The 20,829-nt window shown below is 69.9% G+C and carries 18 protein-coding genes; 6 read left to right on the top strand and 12 right to left on the bottom strand.

Translation table 11 applies throughout. The features are described from left to right. Positions 1–104 precede the first annotated feature (104 nt). The 3 genes from ACFQZQ_RS12180 to thiC are packed head-to-tail and all read right to left on the bottom strand — an operon-like array spanning position 105 to position 2,865. Entirely contained in the window at positions 105–794 is a 690-nt protein-coding gene (locus ACFQZQ_RS12180) for an ion channel (protein WP_386813090.1), read from the bottom strand. 1 nt (position 795) lies between these two features. Further along, positions 796–969 (bottom strand): hypothetical protein, encoded by a 174-nt coding sequence (locus ACFQZQ_RS12185; RefSeq protein ID WP_386813091.1) that lies wholly within the window; start codon positions 967–969, stop codon positions 796–798. An 18-nt stretch (positions 970–987) separates the two neighbouring features. Next, complete coding sequence (thiC, locus tag ACFQZQ_RS12190) at positions 988–2,865, bottom strand: phosphomethylpyrimidine synthase ThiC (RefSeq protein WP_386813092.1); 1,878 nt, start codon at positions 2,863–2,865, stop codon at positions 988–990. A gap of 440 nt (positions 2,866–3,305) precedes the next feature. On the opposite strand from thiC, the gene ACFQZQ_RS12195 reads away from it, so the two are divergent. Both ACFQZQ_RS12195 and ACFQZQ_RS12200 read left to right on the top strand, forming a co-directional pair. Next, a complete protein-coding gene (locus ACFQZQ_RS12195; protein ID WP_386813093.1) occupies positions 3,306–4,292 on the top strand; it encodes a homoserine kinase in 987 nt (328 codons plus the stop codon). A 36-nt stretch (positions 4,293–4,328) separates the two neighbouring features. After that, the gene (locus ACFQZQ_RS12200; protein ID WP_386813094.1) at positions 4,329–4,940 is read left to right on the top strand and encodes a hypothetical protein; all 612 of its coding nucleotides are present in this window, start codon (positions 4,329–4,331) and stop codon (positions 4,938–4,940) included. A gap of 216 nt (positions 4,941–5,156) precedes the next feature. Here ACFQZQ_RS12200 and ACFQZQ_RS12205 read toward each other — a convergent pair whose 3' ends face one another. Both ACFQZQ_RS12205 and ACFQZQ_RS12210 read right to left on the bottom strand, forming a co-directional pair. Then, positions 5,157–8,330 carry an efflux RND transporter permease subunit gene (locus ACFQZQ_RS12205; RefSeq protein ID WP_386813095.1) on the bottom strand — a complete coding sequence of 1,058 codons (3,174 nt, stop codon included), beginning with the start codon at positions 8,328–8,330 and terminating at the stop codon, positions 5,157–5,159. A 200-nt stretch (positions 8,331–8,530) separates the two neighbouring features. After that, the gene (locus tag ACFQZQ_RS12210; RefSeq protein WP_386813096.1) at positions 8,531–9,631 is read right to left on the bottom strand and encodes an efflux RND transporter periplasmic adaptor subunit; all 1,101 of its coding nucleotides are present in this window, start codon (positions 9,629–9,631) and stop codon (positions 8,531–8,533) included. Positions 9,632–9,705: 74 nt separating this feature from the next. Between ACFQZQ_RS12210 and ACFQZQ_RS12215 the strand changes: the two genes are divergently transcribed. The 3 genes from ACFQZQ_RS12215 to ACFQZQ_RS12225 all read left to right on the top strand — a co-directional run bounded on the left by ACFQZQ_RS12215 (position 9,706) and on the right by ACFQZQ_RS12225 (position 12,756). Next, positions 9,706–10,398 (top strand): TetR/AcrR family transcriptional regulator, encoded by a 693-nt coding sequence (locus ACFQZQ_RS12215; RefSeq protein WP_386813098.1) that lies wholly within the window; start codon positions 9,706–9,708, stop codon positions 10,396–10,398. 177 nt (positions 10,399–10,575) lie between these two features. Beyond that, on the top strand, positions 10,576–11,247 hold the full coding sequence (locus tag ACFQZQ_RS12220) for a protein-L-isoaspartate O-methyltransferase family protein (protein ID WP_386813099.1): 672 nt from the start codon (positions 10,576–10,578) through the stop codon (positions 11,245–11,247). A gap of 69 nt (positions 11,248–11,316) precedes the next feature. Next, positions 11,317–12,756: a TolC family outer membrane protein gene (locus tag ACFQZQ_RS12225; RefSeq protein WP_386813101.1), complete on the top strand. Its 1,440-nt coding sequence runs from the start codon at positions 11,317–11,319 to the stop codon at positions 12,754–12,756. 221 nt (positions 12,757–12,977) lie between these two features. Here ACFQZQ_RS12225 and waaA read toward each other — a convergent pair whose 3' ends face one another. Beyond that, positions 12,978–14,303, bottom strand: a complete 1,326-nt coding sequence (gene waaA / locus ACFQZQ_RS12230; RefSeq protein ID WP_386813103.1) for a lipid IV(A) 3-deoxy-D-manno-octulosonic acid transferase — start codon at positions 14,301–14,303, stop codon at positions 12,978–12,980. Positions 14,304–14,380: 77 nt separating this feature from the next. Here waaA and lpxL point away from each other — a divergent pair, with 77 nt between their 5' ends. Then, on the top strand, positions 14,381–15,334 hold the full coding sequence (lpxL, locus tag ACFQZQ_RS12235; RefSeq protein ID WP_386813104.1) for an LpxL/LpxP family Kdo(2)-lipid IV(A) lauroyl/palmitoleoyl acyltransferase: 954 nt from the start codon (positions 14,381–14,383) through the stop codon (positions 15,332–15,334). Positions 15,335–15,988: 654 nt separating this feature from the next. Here lpxL and ACFQZQ_RS12240 read toward each other — a convergent pair. From ACFQZQ_RS12240 to ACFQZQ_RS12265, 6 genes are all read right to left on the bottom strand, one after another. Further along, positions 15,989–17,326 (bottom strand): O-antigen ligase family protein, encoded by a 1,338-nt coding sequence (locus ACFQZQ_RS12240; protein ID WP_386813105.1) that lies wholly within the window; start codon positions 17,324–17,326, stop codon positions 15,989–15,991. Beyond that, positions 17,323–18,447 (bottom strand): glycosyltransferase, encoded by a 1,125-nt coding sequence (locus ACFQZQ_RS12245; RefSeq protein ID WP_386813106.1) that lies wholly within the window; start codon positions 18,445–18,447, stop codon positions 17,323–17,325. The genes ACFQZQ_RS12240 and ACFQZQ_RS12245 overlap by 4 nt, the downstream gene beginning before the upstream one ends. Before the next feature lie 8 nt (positions 18,448–18,455). Next, positions 18,456–18,659, bottom strand: a complete 204-nt coding sequence (locus ACFQZQ_RS12250) for a zinc-finger domain-containing protein (protein WP_386813107.1) — start codon at positions 18,657–18,659, stop codon at positions 18,456–18,458. A 91-nt stretch (positions 18,660–18,750) separates the two neighbouring features. Next, positions 18,751–19,464 (bottom strand): pirin family protein, encoded by a 714-nt coding sequence (locus ACFQZQ_RS12255; protein WP_386813108.1) that lies wholly within the window; start codon positions 19,462–19,464, stop codon positions 18,751–18,753. Between the two features lie 34 nt (positions 19,465–19,498). After that, on the bottom strand, positions 19,499–20,107 hold the full coding sequence (locus tag ACFQZQ_RS12260; protein WP_386813110.1) for a YceI family protein: 609 nt from the start codon (positions 20,105–20,107) through the stop codon (positions 19,499–19,501). 61 nt (positions 20,108–20,168) lie between these two features. Then, on the bottom strand, positions 20,169–20,759 hold the full coding sequence (locus tag ACFQZQ_RS12265) for a malonic semialdehyde reductase (protein WP_386813111.1): 591 nt from the start codon (positions 20,757–20,759) through the stop codon (positions 20,169–20,171). Between the last annotated feature and the right edge of the window lie 70 nt (positions 20,760–20,829).

Genomic DNA, 20,829 nt, shown 5'->3' on the forward strand with positions numbered 1-20,829 from the left:
ATCTTAACGTGGGCCGCTGAACCGGCCCGTTTCGCGGATGCGTCCGCAGTTTTCCATGCACGTGCACCGTGGCCCGGCGCGGGAGCTGCGGGGCGAAGCGGCGCCTAGTCGCCTGCGGCGCGTTCGTGGCGCACGATGGTCAGCCCGATCAGGCGCGACACCACCGTGGCGATGTAGCCCACGCCGGCCATCTGCTCGAACATCACCAGTACCCGCGCCTGCGACCCCAGCGGCACGATGTCGCCGTTGCCGACGCTCGACAGCGTGGACATGCTCAGGAACAGCAGTTCAATCCAGCTGCGCGGCCGTTCGGGGTCCACCGCGCCCGCGAAGCTGCCCGGGTACCACGCCTGGCAAGCGAAGAACGCGTAGGCGAACCCCCACGCCAGCAGCGTGAACGTCGCCCCGGCCGCGAACAGCTCGTCGGCGGTGACGCTGTGGTCGTGGAGCATGTAGGAGATCAGGCTGCCCGCGGCATAGAAGTACAGCGCCGATTCCAGCATCGAGGCGGTCGTGATCAGCCATGGCAGGTCCAGCACGATCGCCAGCACCGACAGCGCCAGCGCCGGCAGCGCCAGCAGCCAGGCGATCCAGTTCAGCGATGGGCTGCGGCTGACCACCCACACCGCCAGCGGCACCACCACCAGCGCTACCGCGCCGTACAGCACGCGCCCGCTGTGGGTGTCGTCCATCAGCGGATAGAGCACCAGGCTCAGCAGCTGCGCCGCCAGCAACAGCGCCGATGGATGATGCCGCCACAGCGACGCCCAACGGCGCGGCAGGCCCACGCCCATGTCAGCCGACCACCTGGAAGTGGTAGCGCAGCGCGTAATAGATGACGTACAGCCACGACAGGATGCCGTGGACGATCGCCCACAGCAGCGATTTGTTCGCCGTCCAGGAAATCGCGATAGCCAGTGCGCTGCCGAAGCTGACACCGGCCCTGACCGCCTCACCGCCCTTGCCCATCGTTGCGCCCCGGTGTGATCAGGCAGGACGATACACCTGCGCCCCGGCGGCGCGGAACTCGGCCGATTTCTCCGCCATGCCCTCGTCGATCGCGGCCTGCTCGTCGATGCCGTGCTCCCTGGCGTACTCGCGCACGTCCTGGGTGATCTTCATCGAGCAGAAGTGCGGGCCACACATCGAACAGAAGTGCGCGACCTTGTGCGCGTCCTTCGGCAAGGTCTCGTCGTGGTACTCGTGGGCGCGTTCCGGGTCGAGGCCGAGGTTGAACTGGTCCTCCCAGCGGAATTCGAAACGCGCCTTGCTCAGCGCGTTGTCGCGCGCCTGCGCGCCGGGGTGGCCTTTGGCCAGGTCGGCCGCGTGCGCGGCGATCTTGTAGGCCATCAGCCCTTCGCGCACGTCCTGCTTGTTCGGCAGGCCGAGGTGTTCCTTCGGCGTGACGTAGCAGAGCATCGCGGTGCCGTACCAGCCGATCATCGCCGCGCCGATGGCACTGGTGATGTGGTCGTAACCCGGGGCGATATCGGTGGTCAGCGGTCCCAAGGTGTAGAACGGCGCCTCGCCGCAGACCGCGAGCTGCTTGTCCATGTTCTCCTTGATCAGCTGCATCGGCACATGGCCGGGGCCTTCGATCATGGTCTGCACGTCGTGCTTCCACGCGATCTTGGTCAGCTCGCCGAGGGTCTCGAGCTCGCCGAACTGGGCGGCGTCGTTGGCGTCGGCGATCGAGCCCGGGCGCAGGCCGTCGCCAAGCGAGAACGACACGTCGTACGCCTTCATGATCTCGCAGATGTCCTCGAAGTGCGTGTAGAGGAAATTCTCCTTGTGGTGCGCGAGGCACCACTTGGCGAGGATCGAGCCGCCGCGGCTGACGATGCCGGTCACGCGCTTGGCCGTCAGCGGCACGTAGCGCAGCAGCACGCCGGCGTGGATCGTGAAGTAGTCGACGCCCTGCTCGGCCTGTTCGATCAGGGTGTCGCGGTAGATCTCCCAGGTCAGTTCCTCGGCGCGGCCGTCGACCTTCTCCAGCGCCTGGTAGATCGGCACGGTGCCGATCGGCACCGGCGAGTTACGGATGATCCACTCGCGGGTTTCGTGGATGTGCTTGCCGGTCGACAGGTCCATGACGTTGTCGGCGCCCCAGCGGATCGACCAGACCAGCTTCTCGACTTCCTCGGCGATGCCCGACGACACCGCCGAGTTGCCGATGTTCGCGTTGACCTTGGTCAGGAAGTTGCGGCCGATGATCATCGGCTCGCTTTCCGGGTGGTTGATGTTGCACGGGATGATCGCGCGGCCGCGGGCGACCTCGTCGCGCACGAACTCGGGGGTGATGAGCTTCTGGATGTTGGCGCCGAACGACTCGCCGGGATGCTGCTTGAGCAGGTGCGCCTCGCGGATCGACTCGAGGCGCTGGTTCTCGCGGATCGCGATGAACTCCATTTCCGGGGTCACGATTCCGCGGCGCGCGTAGTGCATCTGCGTCACGTTGGCGCCGGCGAGCGCACGACGCGGCAGCGGGCGGTTGCCGAAGCGCACCGCGTCCAGCCGCACGTCGTGCTCGCGCTGGCGGCCGAACTGCGAGGACAGGCCCGGCAGCACCTCGGTGTCACCGCGCTCGGCGATCCAGGCCGCGCGCAGCGGCGCCAGGCCGCGCGCGAGGTCGATCTCGACGTGGGCGTCGGTGTACGGCCCCGAGCAGTCGTAGACCGCGAGCGCGGCGTTGTCCTCGCCGCCGAAGATGGTCGGCGTCTTGGCCAGCGCGATTTCGCGCATCGGCACCTGCAGGTCGGGGCGCGAGCCCTCGACGTGGACCTTGCGCGAACCCGGGATCGGGCGCACGACGTCGGCCGACAGGCGATCGGCTTCTTGCAACAGCTGGGAGGGCACGGCATTCATGGCTTGCGTCCGGTGGCGGCGAGACGAAGCGGCGGCGCGCACCGCGCGCGGCGGTATCGCGAAGCTTCCCTACGGCGGTTCGGGAGCCGACGGGATCGCCGCGCTCCTTACGTGCATCAGGTTCGAAGGGTCTGTCTCAACCGCCGGCCTTCGTTGTATGGCCTGCGCGGTACCCCCGCTTCGGCGGGCATTTCACCACGGGTGGGCCCACGGGGCCAGCCACGGGGGCACGGCGCGTGCGCGCCGAGCGCAGCGCACCGGCTTCCGCGGTCCGCCGCGACCGCGCGGGATTTGGCGTGGCGGCTGCGGTTGCGCCGATAATCCACCGGGCCGAGGCTCGCCAGTGCGGACCCCGACAAACCGCCGCCAGGCCCTGCCCTCTCTCCGACCCATCAGCACGCCCGCGCCGGGTGACGGCCGACGGCAGCAGGAGCACCACCATGAATCCCCCCTGCCGCGACGCCGTCCGCGCCTTCGCCCCGGCCAGCGTCGGCAACATCGGCGTCGGCTTCGACCTGCTCGGTCATTCGATCGACGGCCCGCGCGATGTCGCGATCGTGCGCCGCATCGACGACCCGAGCGTGCGCATCGACGCGATCCGCGGTGAAGTCACCGGGGCCGAGATGTTGCCGCTGCAGCCGGCGCTAAACACCGCCGGGCGCGCGTTGCAGTGCCTGCGCGACACACTCGGCTTGCCCTACGGTTTCGCCGTGGAGCTGGAGAAAGGCATCCCGGTCGGCTCCGGCCTCGGCGGTTCGGCCGCCTCGTGCGTGGCCGCGCTGGTCGCCGCGAACGCGCTGCTGGACACGCCGTTGCCGCGGGCGTCGCTGTATCCGTTCGCGCTGGATGGCGAATCGCTGTCCAGCGGCAGCCGCACCGGCGACAACGTCGCGCCGATGCTGCTCGGCGGCGTGGTCATGGCCACGGCGACCCGCATGATCGGCCTGGCCGTGCCCGACTGGCTGCACTGCGTGGTCGTGCACCCCGAGCAGGTGCTGGAGACGCGCCGCGCGCGCGCGGTGCTGGCCGAGCCGGTGGCGCTGCCGCTGGTGGTCGCGCAGAGCGCGCACCTGGCGCTGTTCCTGACCGGCCTACAGCGCGGCGACGCCGAGCTGATCCGCGAAGGCCTGCACGACCTGCTGGTCGAGCCGCGGCGCGCGCCGCTGATCCCGGGTTTCGCCGCGGTCAAGGCCGCGGCCCTGGACCAGCGCGCGCTCGGCGCGAGCATCTCCGGTGGTGGCCCGAGCGTGTTCGCGTGGTTCGCGTCGCGCGCGGACGCGGAGGCCGCGGCGCCGGCGATGCGGTCGGCGTTCAACGACGCCGGCTTCGGGGCGCAGGCGCACGTGTCGCCGGTCGCCGGCCCGCGTGCCGACGTGCTCGCCGGTGCCAGCGTCGACGAAACGCTGCCGCGCGCGGCCCGCGCCTGATTGCCGCGGGTCTGGGCGACCGGTAGGTTGCAACGCATGACAATCCTCGCTCGCATCGTCGCCGCCGCGCTGGGCTTCGCCCTCGCGGCCTGCACCACGCCCTCCGCGTCGCGGCACCAGATGGCGCACGACGCCTTCTTCGAACGCCTGTCGGCGCTGTGCGGCAAGGCCTTTGCCGGCCGCGTCGCGATCGACACGCCGGCCGCGACCGGCCCCGACCCGTTCACCGGGAAACCCCTCGTGATGCACGTGCGCGAATGCAGCACACGCGAGATCCGCATCCCGTTCCACGTCGGCGACGACCGCTCGCGCACCTGGGTCGTCACGCGCACCGCCCCCGGCCTGCGGCTCAAGCACGACCACCGCCACGCCGACGGCAGCGCCGATGCGGTGACGATGTACGGCGGCGATACCGCGGCTGCCGGCACGGAGACGCGCCAGGAATTTCCGGTCGATGCCGACTCGCAGGCGATGTTCACGCGCGAAGGCCGCACGGTATCCAACGCCAACGTCTGGGCGATGGAGGTCGATCCTGACCGCGTGTTCGTCTACGAACTGGCGCGCCCGGGCGGCCGCCTGTTCCGGGTCGAGTTCGACCTGAGCCAGCCGGTCGGACTGCCGCCAGCGCCGTGGGGCGCGAAAGACTAGCGCCGCCAAAGCCCCTCTCCCGTCGGGAGAGGGGTTGGGGTGAGGGTTCGGTGGAGCCGCGATAGTGAGCCGCTGTCAAGCAATCAGCGTCCGCGTAACGACGCGAGCTGAAGAGCTCTACGAGCGCTCCATCACTGCCACGTCGCCGAACCCTCATCCGCCCTGCGGGCACCTTCTCCCGGAGGGAGAAGGGAATGAGAGCGACGCACGCATCGTTCAAGCCGCCGTCGGCACCTTGATCTTGAACCACGCCGCGTACAGCGCCGGCAGGAACAGCAGCGTCAGCACCGTCGCGACCAGCAACCCGCCCATGATCGCCACCGCCATCGGCCCGAAGAACGCACTGCGCGACAGCGGGATCATCGCCAGGATCGCGGCCAGCGCGGTCAGCACGATCGGGCGGAAGCGGCGCACGGTCGCCTCCACGATTGCCTGCCACGGCTGCGCGCCTTCGCCGCGGTCCTGCTCGATCTGGTCGACCAGGATCACCGAGTTGCGCATGATCATCCCCGACAGCGCGATCGTGCCGAGCATCGCCACGAACCCGAACGGCACCCGGAACACAAGCAGGAACAGCGTCACGCCGATCAAGCCCAGTGGCGCGGTCAGCAGCACCATGATGCTGCGCGAGAAGCTGCGCAGCTGCAGCATCAGCAAGGTGAACACCGCAAACAGGAACAACGGAACGCCGGCGACGATCGAGTCCTGGCCGCGCGCCGAATCCTCGACGCTGCCGCCGACCTCGACCGCGTAGCCGTACGGCAGGCCCGCGCGGATGCCGTCCAGGGTCGGCGAGATCTGCGCCATCACCGATGCCGGCTGGGTGCCGTCGTAGATGTCGGCGCGCACGGTCATCGTCGGCTGGCGGTCGCGGTGCCAGATGATGCCTTCCTCGAAGCCATACTCGAGCGTGGCGACCTGGTTCAGCGGCACCGCCTTGCCGCTGGCGGTCGGCCCGCTCCCAGTAGGAATCATCAGGCTGCCGAGCATGTCCAGCTGCAGGCGCTCCTCGTCCGGCCCACGCAACAGCATCTCGACCAGCTCGTTGCCCTCGCGGTAGGTGCTGATGTGCGATCCCGACAGCGAGCCGGACAGGAACTGCGCGATCTGTGCCGAACTGATCCCCAGCGCGCGGGCGCGTTCCTGGTCGACCTGCAGGCGCACGACCTTGTTCGGCTCGTCCCAGTCGAGGTTGACGTTGGCCACGTGCGGGTTGGCGCCGATCTTCTCGCGCACCTGGTAGGCGATCGCGCGCACCTGGTCGATGTGCTCGCCCGAGACCCGGAACTGCACCGGGTAGCCGACCGGCGGGCCGTTCTCCAGCCGCGTCACGCGCAGTTGCAGCTCCGGGAACTGCGGGATCACCTCGGCGATCATCCACTCGCGGATCGCCTCGCGCGCCTCCACGCTTTCGGGCATCAGCACGAACTGGGCGAAGTTCGCCGCCGGCAGCTGCTGGTCGAGCGGCAGATAAAAGCGCGGCGAGCCGGTGCCGACGTACGCCACGTAGTTGTCCAGGTCCTGGCGTTGCTTGAGCACGGCTTCGAGCTTCCTGGCCTGCGCCGCGGTCGCGCGCAGCGAGCTGCCCTCGGCCAGCTCCATGTCCACCATCAGCTCCGGCCGCACCGAGTCGGGGAAGAACTGCTGCGGCACGAAGCGGAACAGCAGCACCGAGGCCACGAATGCGGCGATGGTGACGCCGATCACCAGCCAGCGCCGGCGCACGCAGAACACCAGCAAGCGGCGGAAGCGCGCGTAGAACGGCGTGTCGTACGGATCGTGGTCCTGGCCGTCGTGCACGGCCGGAGCGATGAAGTCGGCGAAACGGGGGAACTGCACGGCCCAGCGCGCGCGCTGCGCGTGCCAACGCGCGGCCAAGGACCCGGGCTTGAGCGCGGCGGCGTGGCCATGGTCCGGCAGCAGCTTGTCGCCCAGGTACGGGATGAACGCGACCGCGGCGACCCACGACACCAGCAGCGCGATCGTGACCACCTGGAACAGCGAGCGGGTGTACTCGCCGGTGCTCGAGGCCGCGGTCGCAATCGGCAGGAAGCCGGCCGCGGTGATCAGGGTCCCGGTCAGCATCGGAAACGCGGTGCTGTCCCAGGCGAACGCGGCGGCCTTGATGCGGCTGAAGCCCTGCTCCATCTTGATCGCCATCATCTCCACGGCAATGATCGCGTCGTCGACCAGCAACCCGAGCGACAGCACCAGCGCGCCCAACGAGATCTTGTGCAGGCCGACGCCGAAGAACGCCATCACCGCGAACGTCATCGCCAGCACCAGCGGGATCGACAACGCCACCACCAGGCCGGTGCGCAGGCCGAGCGAGAAGAAGCTCACCAGCAGCACGATCGCCACCGCCTCGGTCAGCACCTTGATGAACTCGCCGACCGATTCCTCGACCGCCGCGGGCTGGTCGGAGACCTTGCGCAATTGCATGCCGGCCGGCAGCGTTTTCTGCAGCGCGGCGAACTCGCTTTCCAGCGTCGCGCCGAGTTGGAGGATGTCGCCGCCGGACTTCATCGCCACGCCAATGCCGATCGCGTCCTCGCCCATGAAGCGCATCTGCGGCGCCGGCGGGTCGGCGAAGCCGCGGTGCACGTCGGCGACATCGCCGAGGCGGAACGTGCGGTCGCCGACCCGAATCGGGAACGCGCGGATCTGCTCGACCGAAGTGAAGCGGCCGTCGACACGCAACGGCACGCGGCTGCTGTTGGTCTCGAAGAACCCCGCCGGCGCGATCGCGTTCTGCTGGTTCAGGGCCTCGCCGACCGCGGCCGCCGGCACGCCGAGCGTCGCCAGCTTGGTGTTCGACAGCTCGACCCAGATCTTCTCGTCCTGCACCCCGAACAGCTCGATCTTGCCGACGTCGGGCTGGTCCTGCAGCGCGAGCTGCACGCGCTCGGCGTAGTCCTTCAGCACCGCGTAGTCGAAGCCCGGCCCGGTCAGCGCGTAGATGTTGCCGAAGGTGTCGCCGAACTCGTCGTTGAAGAACGGGCCGATCACGTCGCGGGGCAACGTCGCCTTGATGTCGCCGATCTTCTTGCGCACCTGGTACCACAGCGGCGCGATCTCGCTGGAACGCATCGAGTCGCGCGCGGCGAAGATCACCTGCGACTCGCCGGCGCGCGAGTACGAGCGGATGAACTCGTACTCGCCGGTTTCCATCAGCTTCTTCTCGATCCGCTCGGTCACCTGCTGCGCGACCTCTTCCGCGGTCGCCCCCGGCCACAGCGTGCGCACCACCATCACCTTGAAGGTGAACGCCGGGTCCTCGCTGCGGCCCAGCTTCAGGTACGAGACCGCGCCGGCGAGTGCCATCACCAGCATCGCGTAGACGATCAGGCTGCGGTGGCGCAGCGCCCATTCGGAAAGGTTGAAGCGCATGAGTCAGGGGCTCGTTGGCTGTTGCGCCCTCTCCCGCTTACGGGAGAGGGCTGGGGTGAGGGCGCTCGGGGGTTGCGGCGCGACCTGATCATTGCCGCGCCCCCATCCCAACCCTTCCCCCGAAATCGGGGGAAGGGCGAAGGTGACGCGCGGGAGCCGCATCAGGATGACCATCGCCGCTGGGGCTTCTTCTGCTTCGACTACTGCGTTTTTATGGGCCGGTTGTCGCGATCCACGGGCACCACCTTCTGCCCCGCGCGCAGCAGGTGGCCACCGGCGGCGACCACCCAGTCGTTCGCGTCCAGACCGCCTTTGACCGGCGCGCGGTCCTGGCCGTAGGGGCCGACCTGGACCGGCTGCAGCTTGAGCGTGGAAGTCGCGGGATCGACCACGAACACCGCCGCGCCGTTGCCACTGCGTTGCAACGCGGCCAGCGGCACGCTCAACCCGCCGTTGCCGGCCTGCGGCAGGTAGACCCGCGCGCTCTGGCCCAACTCGAAGGTGCCCGCCGGCGCGGCGACGGTGACCCGCGCGGCGTAGGTGCGCGAGGCCGGGTCGGCGGCCGGCGCGATCTCGCGCACGCGACCGGGCCAGCGCTGGCCGGGCTGCGACCACACCTCGACCAGTACCGACGCGCCCGGCTTGAGGGTCGCGATCGCGCTTTCGGACACCGCGAACGCGACCTCGCGCGCGCCGTCGGAGGCGAGGGTGAACACCGTCTGCCCGGCCCCGACCACCTGCCCGGCTTCGGCGCTGCGCGCGGCGATCACGCCCGCGCTCGGCGCGCGCAGCTGGGTGTAGGCACTCTGGTTGCTGGCCACGTCGAGGTTGGCGCGGGCGGCGTTGACCTGGCCCTGGGCCGCGGCGGCGGCCGCGTTCTGCGCATCGATGGTCGAGCGGCTGACCAGTTGCTCGCGGCCGAGCGTGGCGTAGCGCGCCTGGTCGGCGCGCGCGCGGCCCAGTTCGGCCTGCGCGGCGGCCAGTTGCGCCTGCGCGGCGCGCGCCTGCGCCTGCAGGTCGCCGGCATCGAGCACCGCGAGCAGGTCGCCGCGGCGGACGTGGTCGCCAACGTCGACCTTGCGCTCGACCAGGTGACCACCGACCCGGAACGCGAGCGGGCTTTCCTCGCGCGCGCGGACTTCGCCCGCGTACGCCGCCACCGAATCGCCGGCCGCGACCGGGTGCGCAACGAGCACAGGCCGCGCGGCCTCGACGACCTCGGGCGGGGCACCGCAACCGGCCAACAGCGCGGCGGTGGCGGTGATGCTGAACAACGCACCGGTGCGGGGTCGGATGGACATGGCGCGCCTCAAGGATGATTAATGAACTTTGCAGTACTGTATAAATATCGAACCGCTTAGTCTAGTATTCAATGATGATTTCAGACCGCAAACCCGAGCAAGCCACCACCGCCGCCGACCCGTCGGTCCGGACCGACGCCAGGTCCGTCGGCCCCGGCCGACCCAAGGACCTGGGCAAGCGCGCGGCGATCCTCGATGCGGCGCGGCGGATGTTCACCACGAACGGCTTCGACGGCGCCAGCATGGACCAGATCGCGGCTGCGGCCGGCGTCTCCAAGCTCACCGTCTACAGCCACTTCGGCGACAAGGAGACCCTGTACGTCTCGGTCGTGAAGTCCTACTGCGAGCAGCAGCTGCCGTCGACGCTGTTCGAGGCCGAGCCGCAGTTGCCGCTGCGCGAACGCCTGATGGCGATCGCGCAGGCGTTCTATTCGATGATCAGCAACCCCGAGGCCATCGCCGGCCACCGCATGCTGTGCACGCCGCAGCTGGCCGATTCGTCGCTGCCGCAGCTGTTCTGGGAAGCGGGGCCCAAGCGCGTCCAGGACGAGTTCGCGGCACTGCTGGAACGGCGCATCGCCAGCGGCGAACTCGATATCCCCGATGTGGAGCGCGCCGCCTCGCAGTTCTTCTGCCTCCTCAAGGGCGAGGCGCATGCGCGGCTGGTGTTCGGCTGCGGCGCGGCCTGCGACTTCGACGTCGACGCGCACGTGGCCGCGACCGTGGAGCTGTTCCTGCGCGCCTATGCGACCGGACGCCAGCGGTGATTCCTGCCGGGTTGACGCCTGGCCGCCGACGGCATTGGCTACATCAGTACTGGTTACCTTTGGCACTCAGTGTGCGGCGCCGCCAGCGGTGATCCTGCGCACGCCCGCCGGCAAGCCGACGCGGCAATCCCTCCCCGGTAGAATGCACGGCCTCCCGCGCTGACCCCACAAGCCCCGATGACGACGCTCGATTACGCCAAAGCCCGCGAACTGATGGTCGAACAACAGGTTCGGCCCTGGGAGGTGCTCGACCCGCGCGTGCTCGAGGTGCTGTCGACGCTGCCGCGCGAGCAGTTCGCCCCGGCCGCGCACCGCAACCTGGCGTACGCCGACGTCGCCCTGCCGCTGGGCCATGGCGAGTCGATGATGAAGCCGGTGGTCGAAGGCCGCTCCCTGCAGGCGCTGGACCTGGCGCCGGGAGACGACGTGCTCGAGATCGGCACCGGCAGCGGGTTCCTGACCGCCTGCCTCGCCCGCCTCGCGCGCGAGGTCGTCAGCCTCGAGATCCACCCCGACCTCGCCGACGCCGCGCGCCGGCAGCTGGCCGCGCAGGCGATCGGCAACGCCCGGGTCGAGACCGTCGACGCATTTGCGTTCGATACCGACCGCCGCTTCAGCGCGATCTGCGTGACCGGTGCGGTGACCGACATTCCGCAGCAGTTCCTGCGCTGGCTGCAGCCCGGTGGCCGCATGTTCGTGGTCCGCGGCCGCTCGCCGGCGATGGAAGCGGTGCTGCTGCAGGCCGGCGCCGACGGCGACGCTGTCAACGGCGCGCGCATCGCTTCGTTGTTTGAAACCGATCTCCCCTATCTCGTCGGCGCGGCCCCCGCGCCGACGTTCGAATTTTAATGCGAGTCCCTCGCAACACCCCGCACATCCATGTGCGGACTTCTAAATAAAAACGGACAAGGACACCGCATGATCCGCCGCCCGCTCGTACTTGCCCTCGCCGCCGTTATCAGCACGGCCGCCCTGTTGCCGGGCACCGCCGCCGCCGAAGACCTGTTGCAGACCTACGAACTGGCGCGGACCGGCGACCCGCAGCTGTCGGCCGCCGAGTCCGGCCGCCTGGCCACCCGCGAAGGCGCGGTGCAGGCGCGCGCGGCGATGCTGCCGCAGATTGGTGGCTCGGCCTCGCTCGAGAAGGCCCGCAGTGAAGGGCCGGGCACGTTCCAGGGCGACCCGACCGAGCCGACGGTCAGCGGCGACGTGAAAACTGATTCGACTACGCGCCGCGCCGGTGTGCAGCTGGACCAGATGATCTTCGACCGCTCGCGCTTCACCACGCTGCGTAGCCAGAACGCCTTGAGCCGTGCCAGCGACTTCCAGCTCGAATCCGCCAGCGACGTGCTGATCACCCGCACCTCGGCGGCGTACTTCAACGTGCTGGTGCAGCTGGAGACGCTGGCCGCGGCCGAGGCCGCCGAAGCCGCGCTGCAGAAGCAGTTCGACTTCGCCTCCAAGCGCCTCGAGGTCGGCCTGGCGCCGATCACCGATGTGCACGAGGCGCGCGCCCAGTTCGACAGCGCGCGCGCCAACACGATCCTGGCGCGCAACGCCGTGGAGGACGCCTACCAGGCGCTGGCCGAGATCACCGGCCAGCCGGTGCGCAACCTGCAGGGCCTGCCCAAGGACTTCCAGCCGGTGCTGCCCGAGTCGCAGGGCTCCGAGCAGTGGGTGCAGTCGGCGACCAAAAACAACCCCGCGCTCGCCGCCAAGCAGGCCCAGGTGGAATCTACCGAAGCCAACATTGAAACCGCTCGCTCCGGCCACTGGCCGACCCTGTACCTCGGCGCCGGTTACGGCTACAACAAGGTCACCGGCGAGCGCACGTTCTCCAGCGGCTCCTTCTCGTTGCCGCCCAGCCCGATCGATAGCGAGAATCGCGGCCCCAGCGTCGGCATCACGCTCTCGGTGCCGATCTTCTCCGGCGGCGCGGTGCAGTCGCGCGTGCGCCAGGCGATCGCGCAGCGCGACGTCGCCAGCGACGAGCTCGAACAGCAGAAGCGCGCGCTGGTGCGCAACACCCGCAACGCCTACCAGACCCTGGTCGCCGGCGTCAGCGAGGTCGAGGCCCGACGCCTGGCGCTGTTCTCGGCGCAGAGCGCGTACGACGCCTCGCAGGTCGGGTTGGAAGTGGGCACCCGCACGGTGCTGGACGTGCTCAACAACCAGCGCAACCTGTTCACCGCGCAGCAGGCCTACGCGCTGGCGCGCTACAACTACCTGCAGAACCGCCTGCTGCTGGAACAGGCCGCCGGCACCCTCGATGTCGCCGACGTGCAGGACATCAACCGCCTGCTGACGGTCAATGCCGAAGCGCAGGTGGCGACGCCGCCGGCCACGCCGCGCCGCTGATCGACGACCAAGTGTGGCGACCGATGCCGGCCTTGTGCCGGCATTGTCGTTTTGGCGAGGGGGTCTGGATGCGTTCGCCCTGCGCTTCCGCAGCTCCCGGCCTGCCCGGATCACCGTCGTTCCTGTAGATCCGAGCCTGCTCGGATCGCCGTTCGCACCAGAGCCCAAAGCAATCCGAGCAGGCTCGGATCTACCAGGCTGCCGCCCAAGCCCGCGCGAGTCTATCGCTGCGGCGGCAATGCCGGCTGCAGCAGGGTGATGGTCTGCGCGACCGCGCCGCGGCCGGCTTCCACCAGCGCGTGTCCGGCCTGCGCCATCCGCGCGCGCGCTTGTTCGTCGCCGAGCAGCGCCGCCAGCGCCGCCTCCACCGCAGGTGCATCGGCGCACACCTTCAACGCCTGCGCATCGGCCAGCCGCTGCGCGATCTCGGCGAAGTTGTGCAGGTGCGGGCCGGTGACGATCGGCGTGCCCGCGGCCGCCGGTTCGAGCAGGTTGTGGCCGCCCACCGGCTGCAGGCTGCCACCGACGAAGGCAACGTCGGCGCAGGCGTAGAAGCTCAGCAGTTCGCCCAGGGTGTCGACCACGAACACCGCGTCGCCGGACTGCGGCCAACGCGCACGCGAGCGCGTCGCCACCTGCCAGCCGGCGGCGCGCGCGTGCTCGGCGACCGCGCGGAAGCGCTCGGGATGGCGCGGCGCCCACAGCAGCAGCAGATCCGGGAAGCGCTTGCGCAGGTGGCGGTGGATAGCGATCACCGCGGCCTCCTCGTCGACGTGGGTGCTCGCGGCGATCCACACCGGGCGCGCGTCGCTGTGCCGGCGGCATTCCTCGGCGAACCCGGGCAGCGTGTCGGGCACGCTGACGTCGTACTTGAGGTTGCCCGTTTCGGTGACCTGCTCGCTGCGCGCGCCCAGTTGCACGAAGCGCACCGCATCGGCCATCGACTGCGCCGCGACCGTGTGCACGGTGCGCAGCGCGCGCCCGACCAGCGGCGCGAGCACGCGGTAGCCGCGCAACGAACGCTCCGACAGACGCGCGTTGAGGATGTAGGCGGGAATGCCGCGGTCGCGGCAGCCGAACAGCAGGTTCGGCCACAGCTCGGTTTCCATGATCAGCGCCGCGCACGGGCGGTGGTGGTCGAGGAAGCGGCCGACCGCGCCGGGCAGGTCGTACGGCAGGTACACGTGCTCGACGTCGTCGCCCCACAGCGCGCGCACGCGCTCGGAACCGGTCGGGGTGATCGTGGTGACCAGCAGGCGTAGGTCGGGGCGCCCGCGGCGCAGCGCGCTGACCAGCGGCACCGCGGCGTTGACCTCGCCCACCGACACCGCGTGCAGCCACAGCGTGCCCGCGTTGCGCGGGACCGATGCGGGCCGGGCATCGGCATGGGACTCGCGGTAGACGGCGTAACGCTCCGGCCAGCGCTGGAAATACGCGGGCTGCCGGAAGCCGCGCCAGATCAGGTGGTAGATGGTGATCGGCACCAACAGGTAGAGCGCGGCCGAGTACAGGCCGCGCAACAGGCGCTCGATGGGGTCACTACGCATCGGTGCAGGATAGCGAAGGCGGCGCGAGCCGGGCAGCTTGCGCGGCGGCGATCTACGGCACCGGTAGAATCGCGGCCATGTCTTCGCCCCATGCGTCCACCACCGACACCGCTACGAAACCCACACCGGCGAACGCGGTGCCACCCGCGCCGCGCGGGCTGCGGCATTGGCCGATGTGGGGCGCGTTCGCGCTGATGTGGCTCGGTGCGCGGCTGCCTTGGGCATTGCAGCGCGGGTTGGGCCGGGCGATCGGCGCGCTCGCGTTCCGCACCGCGGGCGAGCGCCGTCGCGCCGCGGCGATCAACCTGGCGCTGTGTTTCCCGGAGAAGACAGCCGCCGAACGCGAGGCGCTGCTGCGCGCGAGCTTCCGCGACTTCGGCATCGGCCTGTTCGAGTTCGCGCGCGCATGGTGGGGCTCGGCCGCGCCGATGCGGCGCACGGTGCGGATCGAGGGCCGCGAGCACCTCGACGCGCTGCGCGCGCAAGGCCGCGGCGTGTTGATGGTCTCCGGCCACTTCATGACCCTGGAGATGTGCGGCCGCCTGCTGTGCGACCACGTGCCGCTGGCCGGCATGTACCGGCGCCATCGCAGCGAGGTGTTCGAGTGGGCGGTCAAGCGCGGCCGGCTGCGCTACGCCGCGGCGATGTTCAGCAACGAGGACATCCGCCCGGCGATGCGCCACCTCAAGGCCGGCGGCCTGCTGTGGTACGCGCCCGACCAGGACATGCGCGGCAAGGACACGGTGTTCGCCCCGTTCTTCGGCGTGCCGGCGGCGACGATCACCGCGACCCACCAGTTCGCCCGCCTCAGCGGTTGCGCGGTGGTGCCGTTCTTCCACCGCCGCGAAGGCGCGGACTACGTGTTGCGGATCGCGCCACCGCTGCAGGAGTTTCCGTCCAAGGACGCGACCGCCGACAGCACCCGGGTCAACAGCGCGATCGAGGCGATGGTGCGCGAGGCGCCCTCGCAGTACCTGTGGATCCACCGCCGCTTCAAGCGCCGGCCACCGGGGATGGTGACGCCGTATTGAGGGACGTGGAGCGGGAGTGAGAAGCGGGAACTGGGAACAGGGAAGCAACAACAGGCGACGCCGCCTTTGCTTCCCTGTTCCCTGTTCCCTGTTCCCTGTTCCCTGTTCCCTGTTCCCTGTTCCCTGTTCCCTGTTCCCTGTTCCCTGTTCCCTGTTCCCTGTTCCCTGTTCCCTGTTCCCTGTTCCCTGTTCCCTGTTCCCTGTTCCCTGTTCCCTGTTCCCTGTTCCCTGTTCCCTGTTCCCTGTTCCCTGTTCCCTGTTCCCTGTTCCCTGTTCCCTGTTCCCTGTTCCCTGTTCCCTGTTCCCTGTTCCCTGTTCCCTGTTCCCTGTTCCCTGTTCCCTGTTCCCTGTTCCCTGTTCCCTGTTCCCTGTTCCCTGTTCCCTGTTCCCTGTTCCCTGTTCCCTGTTCCCTGTTCCCTGTTCCCTGTTCCCTGTTCCCTGTTCCCTGTTCCCTGTTCCCTGTTCCCTGTTCCCTGTTCCCTGTTCCCTGTTCCCTGTTCCCTGTTCCCTGTTCCCTGTTCCCTGTTCCCTGTTCCCTGTTCCCTGTTCCCTGTTCCCTGTTCCCTGTTCCCTGTTCCCTGTTCCCTGTTCCCTGTTCCCTGTTCCCTGTTCCCTGTTCCCTGTTCCCTGTTCCCTGTTCCCTGTTCCCTGTCCTTATTCCGCCCTTCCACCCACGTCGCGCGCGAGCAGGCTGCCCGCATACACCGCCGCCAGCAGCAGCGTCAGCCCGCCCCAGAACGTCGAATAAAACGCCAAGTGGGTGTTGAACGGGAACACCGTGACCGCCAGCGCCAGCATCGCCGGGCGTGCGCGCTCGCGCGCGGCGGCATCGGCGAAACGCCAGGCCCGCCACGCCAGCGCGACGCCGGCCAGCCACAGCAGCAGGCCGAACCCGCCGGTCTCGCTGAGCACTTCGAGCACGATCTGGTGGGCGTGGAAGGCCGGACCCTCGCCCCACGCGGCCTTCTCGCCCGGCGCCGGGTCGCAGGCCGGGAACGCATCGCGGAAGCCGCGCGCACCAACGCCGTTGACCGGGTGCGTGCGCGCCATGCACAGCGCCGCGCCCCAGATGCGGCCGCGGCCGGACAGCGCGGTATCGACGCCTTCCTGGTCGGCGGCCAGCGCGTGCGTGGTGCGCTGCATGCGCTCGCGCACCTGCGACGAGGCCAGGCTTAGCACCGCCAGTGTCAGCGCGCCGAACGCGAACACCGCCAGCAGCTTCTTCCAGCCGAGCAGGCGCCAGCCCGACAGCACCAGCACCAGCGCGTAGGTGATCCACGACGCGCGCGAGCCGGCTAGCAGCACCACCAGGCCGACCGCGGCGGCCGCGGCCATCCAGCCACCCGCGCCGAAGCGCCGCGCCGCGGCGTACAACGCGAACGGCGACAGGCTGGCGATCACCACGCCGAGCTTGAGGTTGCACGGCCCGAGCACGCCGCTGAGGCGGTCGACCTGGGCGGTCTCGACCGCGTTGCACATGCCGCGGCCGCTGATCGCCTGCTTGATCGAATCGATGCCGAAGAACAGCGGGCTGGTGCCGGTCACGGCCTGCAGCAACGCATCCACGGTCCAGACGCCGACGATCACCGCCAGCCCGCCGAACGTGGTGCGCCGTCCCTGCGGGCTGGCGACCGCCGCCGCCGCCAGCCACAGGAACGGCAGGTAGCGCAGGTCCTCCAGCGTCTGCAGCAGTGCCTGATTGCGATCGATCGCGTCGAACGAGGACACCAGCTCCGGCAGCCAGTAGGCGAAGAACAGCACGCTGGTGAGCGCCCACGCCGGGCCGCTGAGCAGTTGGGTGCCACCGCGGAAACGCACGGCGAGCAGTTGGAAGATCGCGACCAGCGCGCCCAGCACCAGCACGCCCTCGGCGTAGCCCGGTGCCGGCCACAGCGCGACGTAGGCCAGGATCCAGGCCGGTGCCCAGCGCCAGCCCTGCACCCCGGCGCGGGGCGTGGGCGGCGGCGCCATCTCAGCGGAGGCTTGGTTCATCGGGAGTGGTCATCGAGGAGTTCGCCGTAGACGGCCAGCGTGGCGGCCTGCATCGCCAGCAAGGTGTGGGGAATCGTAGCCGCTGGCGCCGGCGGCTGCGCGAGCAGGTCGCGTGCGTCGGCGTGCAGGGAATCCTCGTCGAACGGCGCGACCGCGCCGCGCGGCTGCAATTCGCGCAGCAGTTCGCCGACCCCGCCGTGCGCCCAGCCCAGTACCGGGCGGCCGACCGACAGCGCCTCGATCACCGTGCGCCCGAACGATTCGGGCTTGCGCGAGACCTGCAGCACCAGGTCGCTGGCCGCGTACGCGCGGGCGATGGCGGCGGTCGGCGGGGTGAACGCAATCGCTTCGGCAATGCCAAGCGCGCGCGCTTCGGCCTCGAGCTCGGCGATGTAGGCCTCACGGCCGGGCTCGCGCGCGCCGGGCAGCCACAGCCGGGCGTCGAGGCCGTCGCCGCGCAGCTTGGCCAGCAGCGCCAGCGCGTCGGCGTGGCCCTTCAGGCGGGTGCCGCGGCCGGGCAGCAGCAGTAGCGGACCGCTGCCGGCGAGGGCCGGGTGCTGCGCCGCCGCCCACGCGCGCGCGGTCGCGTCGGGCTGCGGTGCGCGCGGGAACATCGCCGGGTCGATGCCGCGCGGGATCACCCGCAGCTTGCCGGGGTCGGTGCGCGGGTAGTGCCGCAGCACGAACTCGCGCACGCTGTCCGACACGCAGACCACGCGCTCGCCGCGGGTCATCACCGCGCTGTAGCGCGACGGCGAGTTGAGGCCGTGCACGGTGGTGACGAAGCGCGGAGTTTGATTGGGCGGCATGCCGCGCAGTGCCCACACCCCCAGCCACGCCGGCAGCCGCGAGCGCGCGTGCACCAGGTCGACGCGTTCGCGCGCGAACAACGCGCGCAGGGCCCGCACGTGGCGCAAGGTGCGCAGCGACTTGCGGCCGATATCGAGGGTGATGTGTTCGGCACCGAGCGCGAGCAATGCCGGCACCAGCCGCCCGCCCGCCGACACCACCAGCGCGCGGTGGCCGGCACGCACCAGCGCCTCGGCGATCTCCAGGGTCGAACGTTCGACGCCGCCGGACTCGAGCGCCGGCAGCAACTGGACGACGGTCAGTCGGCGCACGCTTGGGCTTACGCGCGGTCTTCGAGCACGAAGTGGGCGCCGCAGTACGGGCACTGCACGTCGCCCTCGGCTTCGATCGGCAGGTACACGCGCGGGTGCGAGTTCCACAGCGCCATCGACGGCAGCGGGCAGCTCAGCGGCAGGTCGGCGCGCGTGACGGCGTAGCGCCGTTCGGCGTTGGCCTGGGTGGGATGGTCGTGGGCTGCGGTCATGGCGCGGATCGGACGGTGGCGACGCGAGGCGCGCAGTTTAGCAGCCGCGCGAAATAGCGCCGGCCGCGACCCTGGCGCGGCCTGGCCCGCGCTAGGCCGGCAGGTCGAACAGCAGGACTTCCGCCCCACCCTCGCCGCCGGCCAGCTCCAGCGCGGCGGACTCGTCGACAAAACCCAGCGCGTCGCCGGCCGTGAGCCGGCGTTCGCCGAACGCCACGGCACCGCGCACCACCTGCAGCCAGTAGCGACGTTGCGGGTCGAACGGGTGGTCGAGGCGTTCGCCGGCGCCCATACGCGCGGCAAGCAGGCGCGCATCCTGGCGGATGGCGAGGCTGCCGTCGCGGCCGTCCGGCGAGGCCAGCAGGGTCCACGCGTCCGCGAGCGGGGTCGCGTCGCGCTGCGCGTAGGCCGGCGCGGCGTTGAGCCGGTCGGGCTGGATCCAGATCTGCAGGAAATGCACCGGCTCCGACGGCGATGCATTGAACTCGCTGTGCTCGACGCCGTGCCCGGCACTCATCCATTGCAGTTCGCCGGGTCCGATCACGCCCTCAGCCACGCCACCAGCGCCGCTGCTGTCGCGGTGCGACAGCGCGCCGGCCAGCACGTAGCTGAGGATTTCCATGTTGGCGTGGCGGTGCGGCGGGAAGCCCGCGCCGGGGTCGACGCGGTCCTCGTTGATCACCCGCAGCGGGCCGAAGCCCATCCACGCCGGGTCGTAGTAGCCGCCGAACGAGAACGTGTGGCGGCTGTCGAGCCAACCGGCCTGGACGTGGCCGCGGGCGTGGGCGGGGCGTTCGATGATCATCGCGGTCGGATGCCGGGTTGGCCTGTTGCGAGCCTTACTTCTTGCCGGCCGGCTTCTTGTCGGCGCCGGGCTTGGGCACCATCGCCTCGGTGGTGATGCTGATCAGCACCTCGTCGCTGACGTTCGGCGCGTACTTGTCGACGCCGAAATCGCTGCGCTTGATCGTGGTGGTCGCGGCGAAACCGGCAGCGGCGCGCTTGGCCATCGGATGCTCGCCGATCTTGTTGATCGTGGTGTCCAGCACCACCGGCCTGGTCACGCCATGCAGGGTCAGGTCGCCAAACACGCGCAGCTTGTTGTCGCCGGCGGCTTCAACCTTGGTGCTCTTGAAGCTGATGGTCGGGTACTTTTCGGCGTCGAAGAAATCGGCGCTGCGCAGGTGCTCGTTGAACGCCTCGACGTTCGCGTCCAGACCGGCCAGCGGCAGGGTGACGTTGACCGACGACTGGCCGACGTTCTGCGCGTCGTACACGATCGCGCCGTCGACCTGGTTGAAGTTCGCGATCGGGTTGGCGAAGCCGAAGTGGCTCCAGCTGGCGGTGACCGACGTGTGGTTCGGGTCCATCTTGTAGGTGACGGGGGCAGCGAACGCAGCCGCGCTGGCGGTGGCGAGTGCGGCGATCAGGACGAGGCGCTGGAACATGGTCGGCTCCTGGAATGGTCGGGGGATGGGGGGGCGGGGGATGGGCGTCGGGGAATGAGGGTCAGACGATCCGCGCGGCTTCGTCGAACGGCAGCCGCGGCGAACGGGCAAACACCTGGGCGAAGTCGCCGACGCCCAGGTTGATCAGGAAGTTGGACTTGACGGCGGTGCCGGCGAAGAACGCGGCATCGACCTTGGCGTTGTCGAAACCCGACATCGGGCCGGTGTCCAAGCCGAGCGCGCGTGCGGCCAGGATCAGGTACGCGCCCTGCAGGCTGCCGTTGCGCAGGGCGATGGTCTCCAGCGCCGCTTCGGGCTTGCCGTCGAACCACGACTTGGCGTCGGTGTGCGGGAACAGGTACGGCATCTTTTCGTAGAACGCCATGTCGTAGGCGACGATCACGGTGACCGGCGCGGCCATGGTCTTGGCGTAATTGCCCTCGTCCAGCGCCGGCCCGAGCTTGGCCTTGGCCTCGGCCGATTTCACGAACACGAAGCGCGCCGGGCCGCTGTTGGCGGTGGTCGGGCCCATCTTCACCAGGTCGTAGAGCTCGCGCAGGGTCTCGTCGCTGACGTGCCCGCTGAACTGGTTGTGGGTGCGGGCGGTGCGGAACAACTGGTCGAGCGACTCGGGCGGCAGGCTGTGCGACATCGGAATTCCATCGGTGCGCCGCGGGGGGCCGCGGCAAGAGGGCGCAAGTGTAGAGTCTCGCGTGTTAAGC

Source organism: Lysobacter koreensis (genome assembly GCF_042677045.1).
Taxonomy (GTDB): domain Bacteria; phylum Pseudomonadota; class Gammaproteobacteria; order Xanthomonadales; family Xanthomonadaceae; genus Lysobacter_K; species Lysobacter_K koreensis.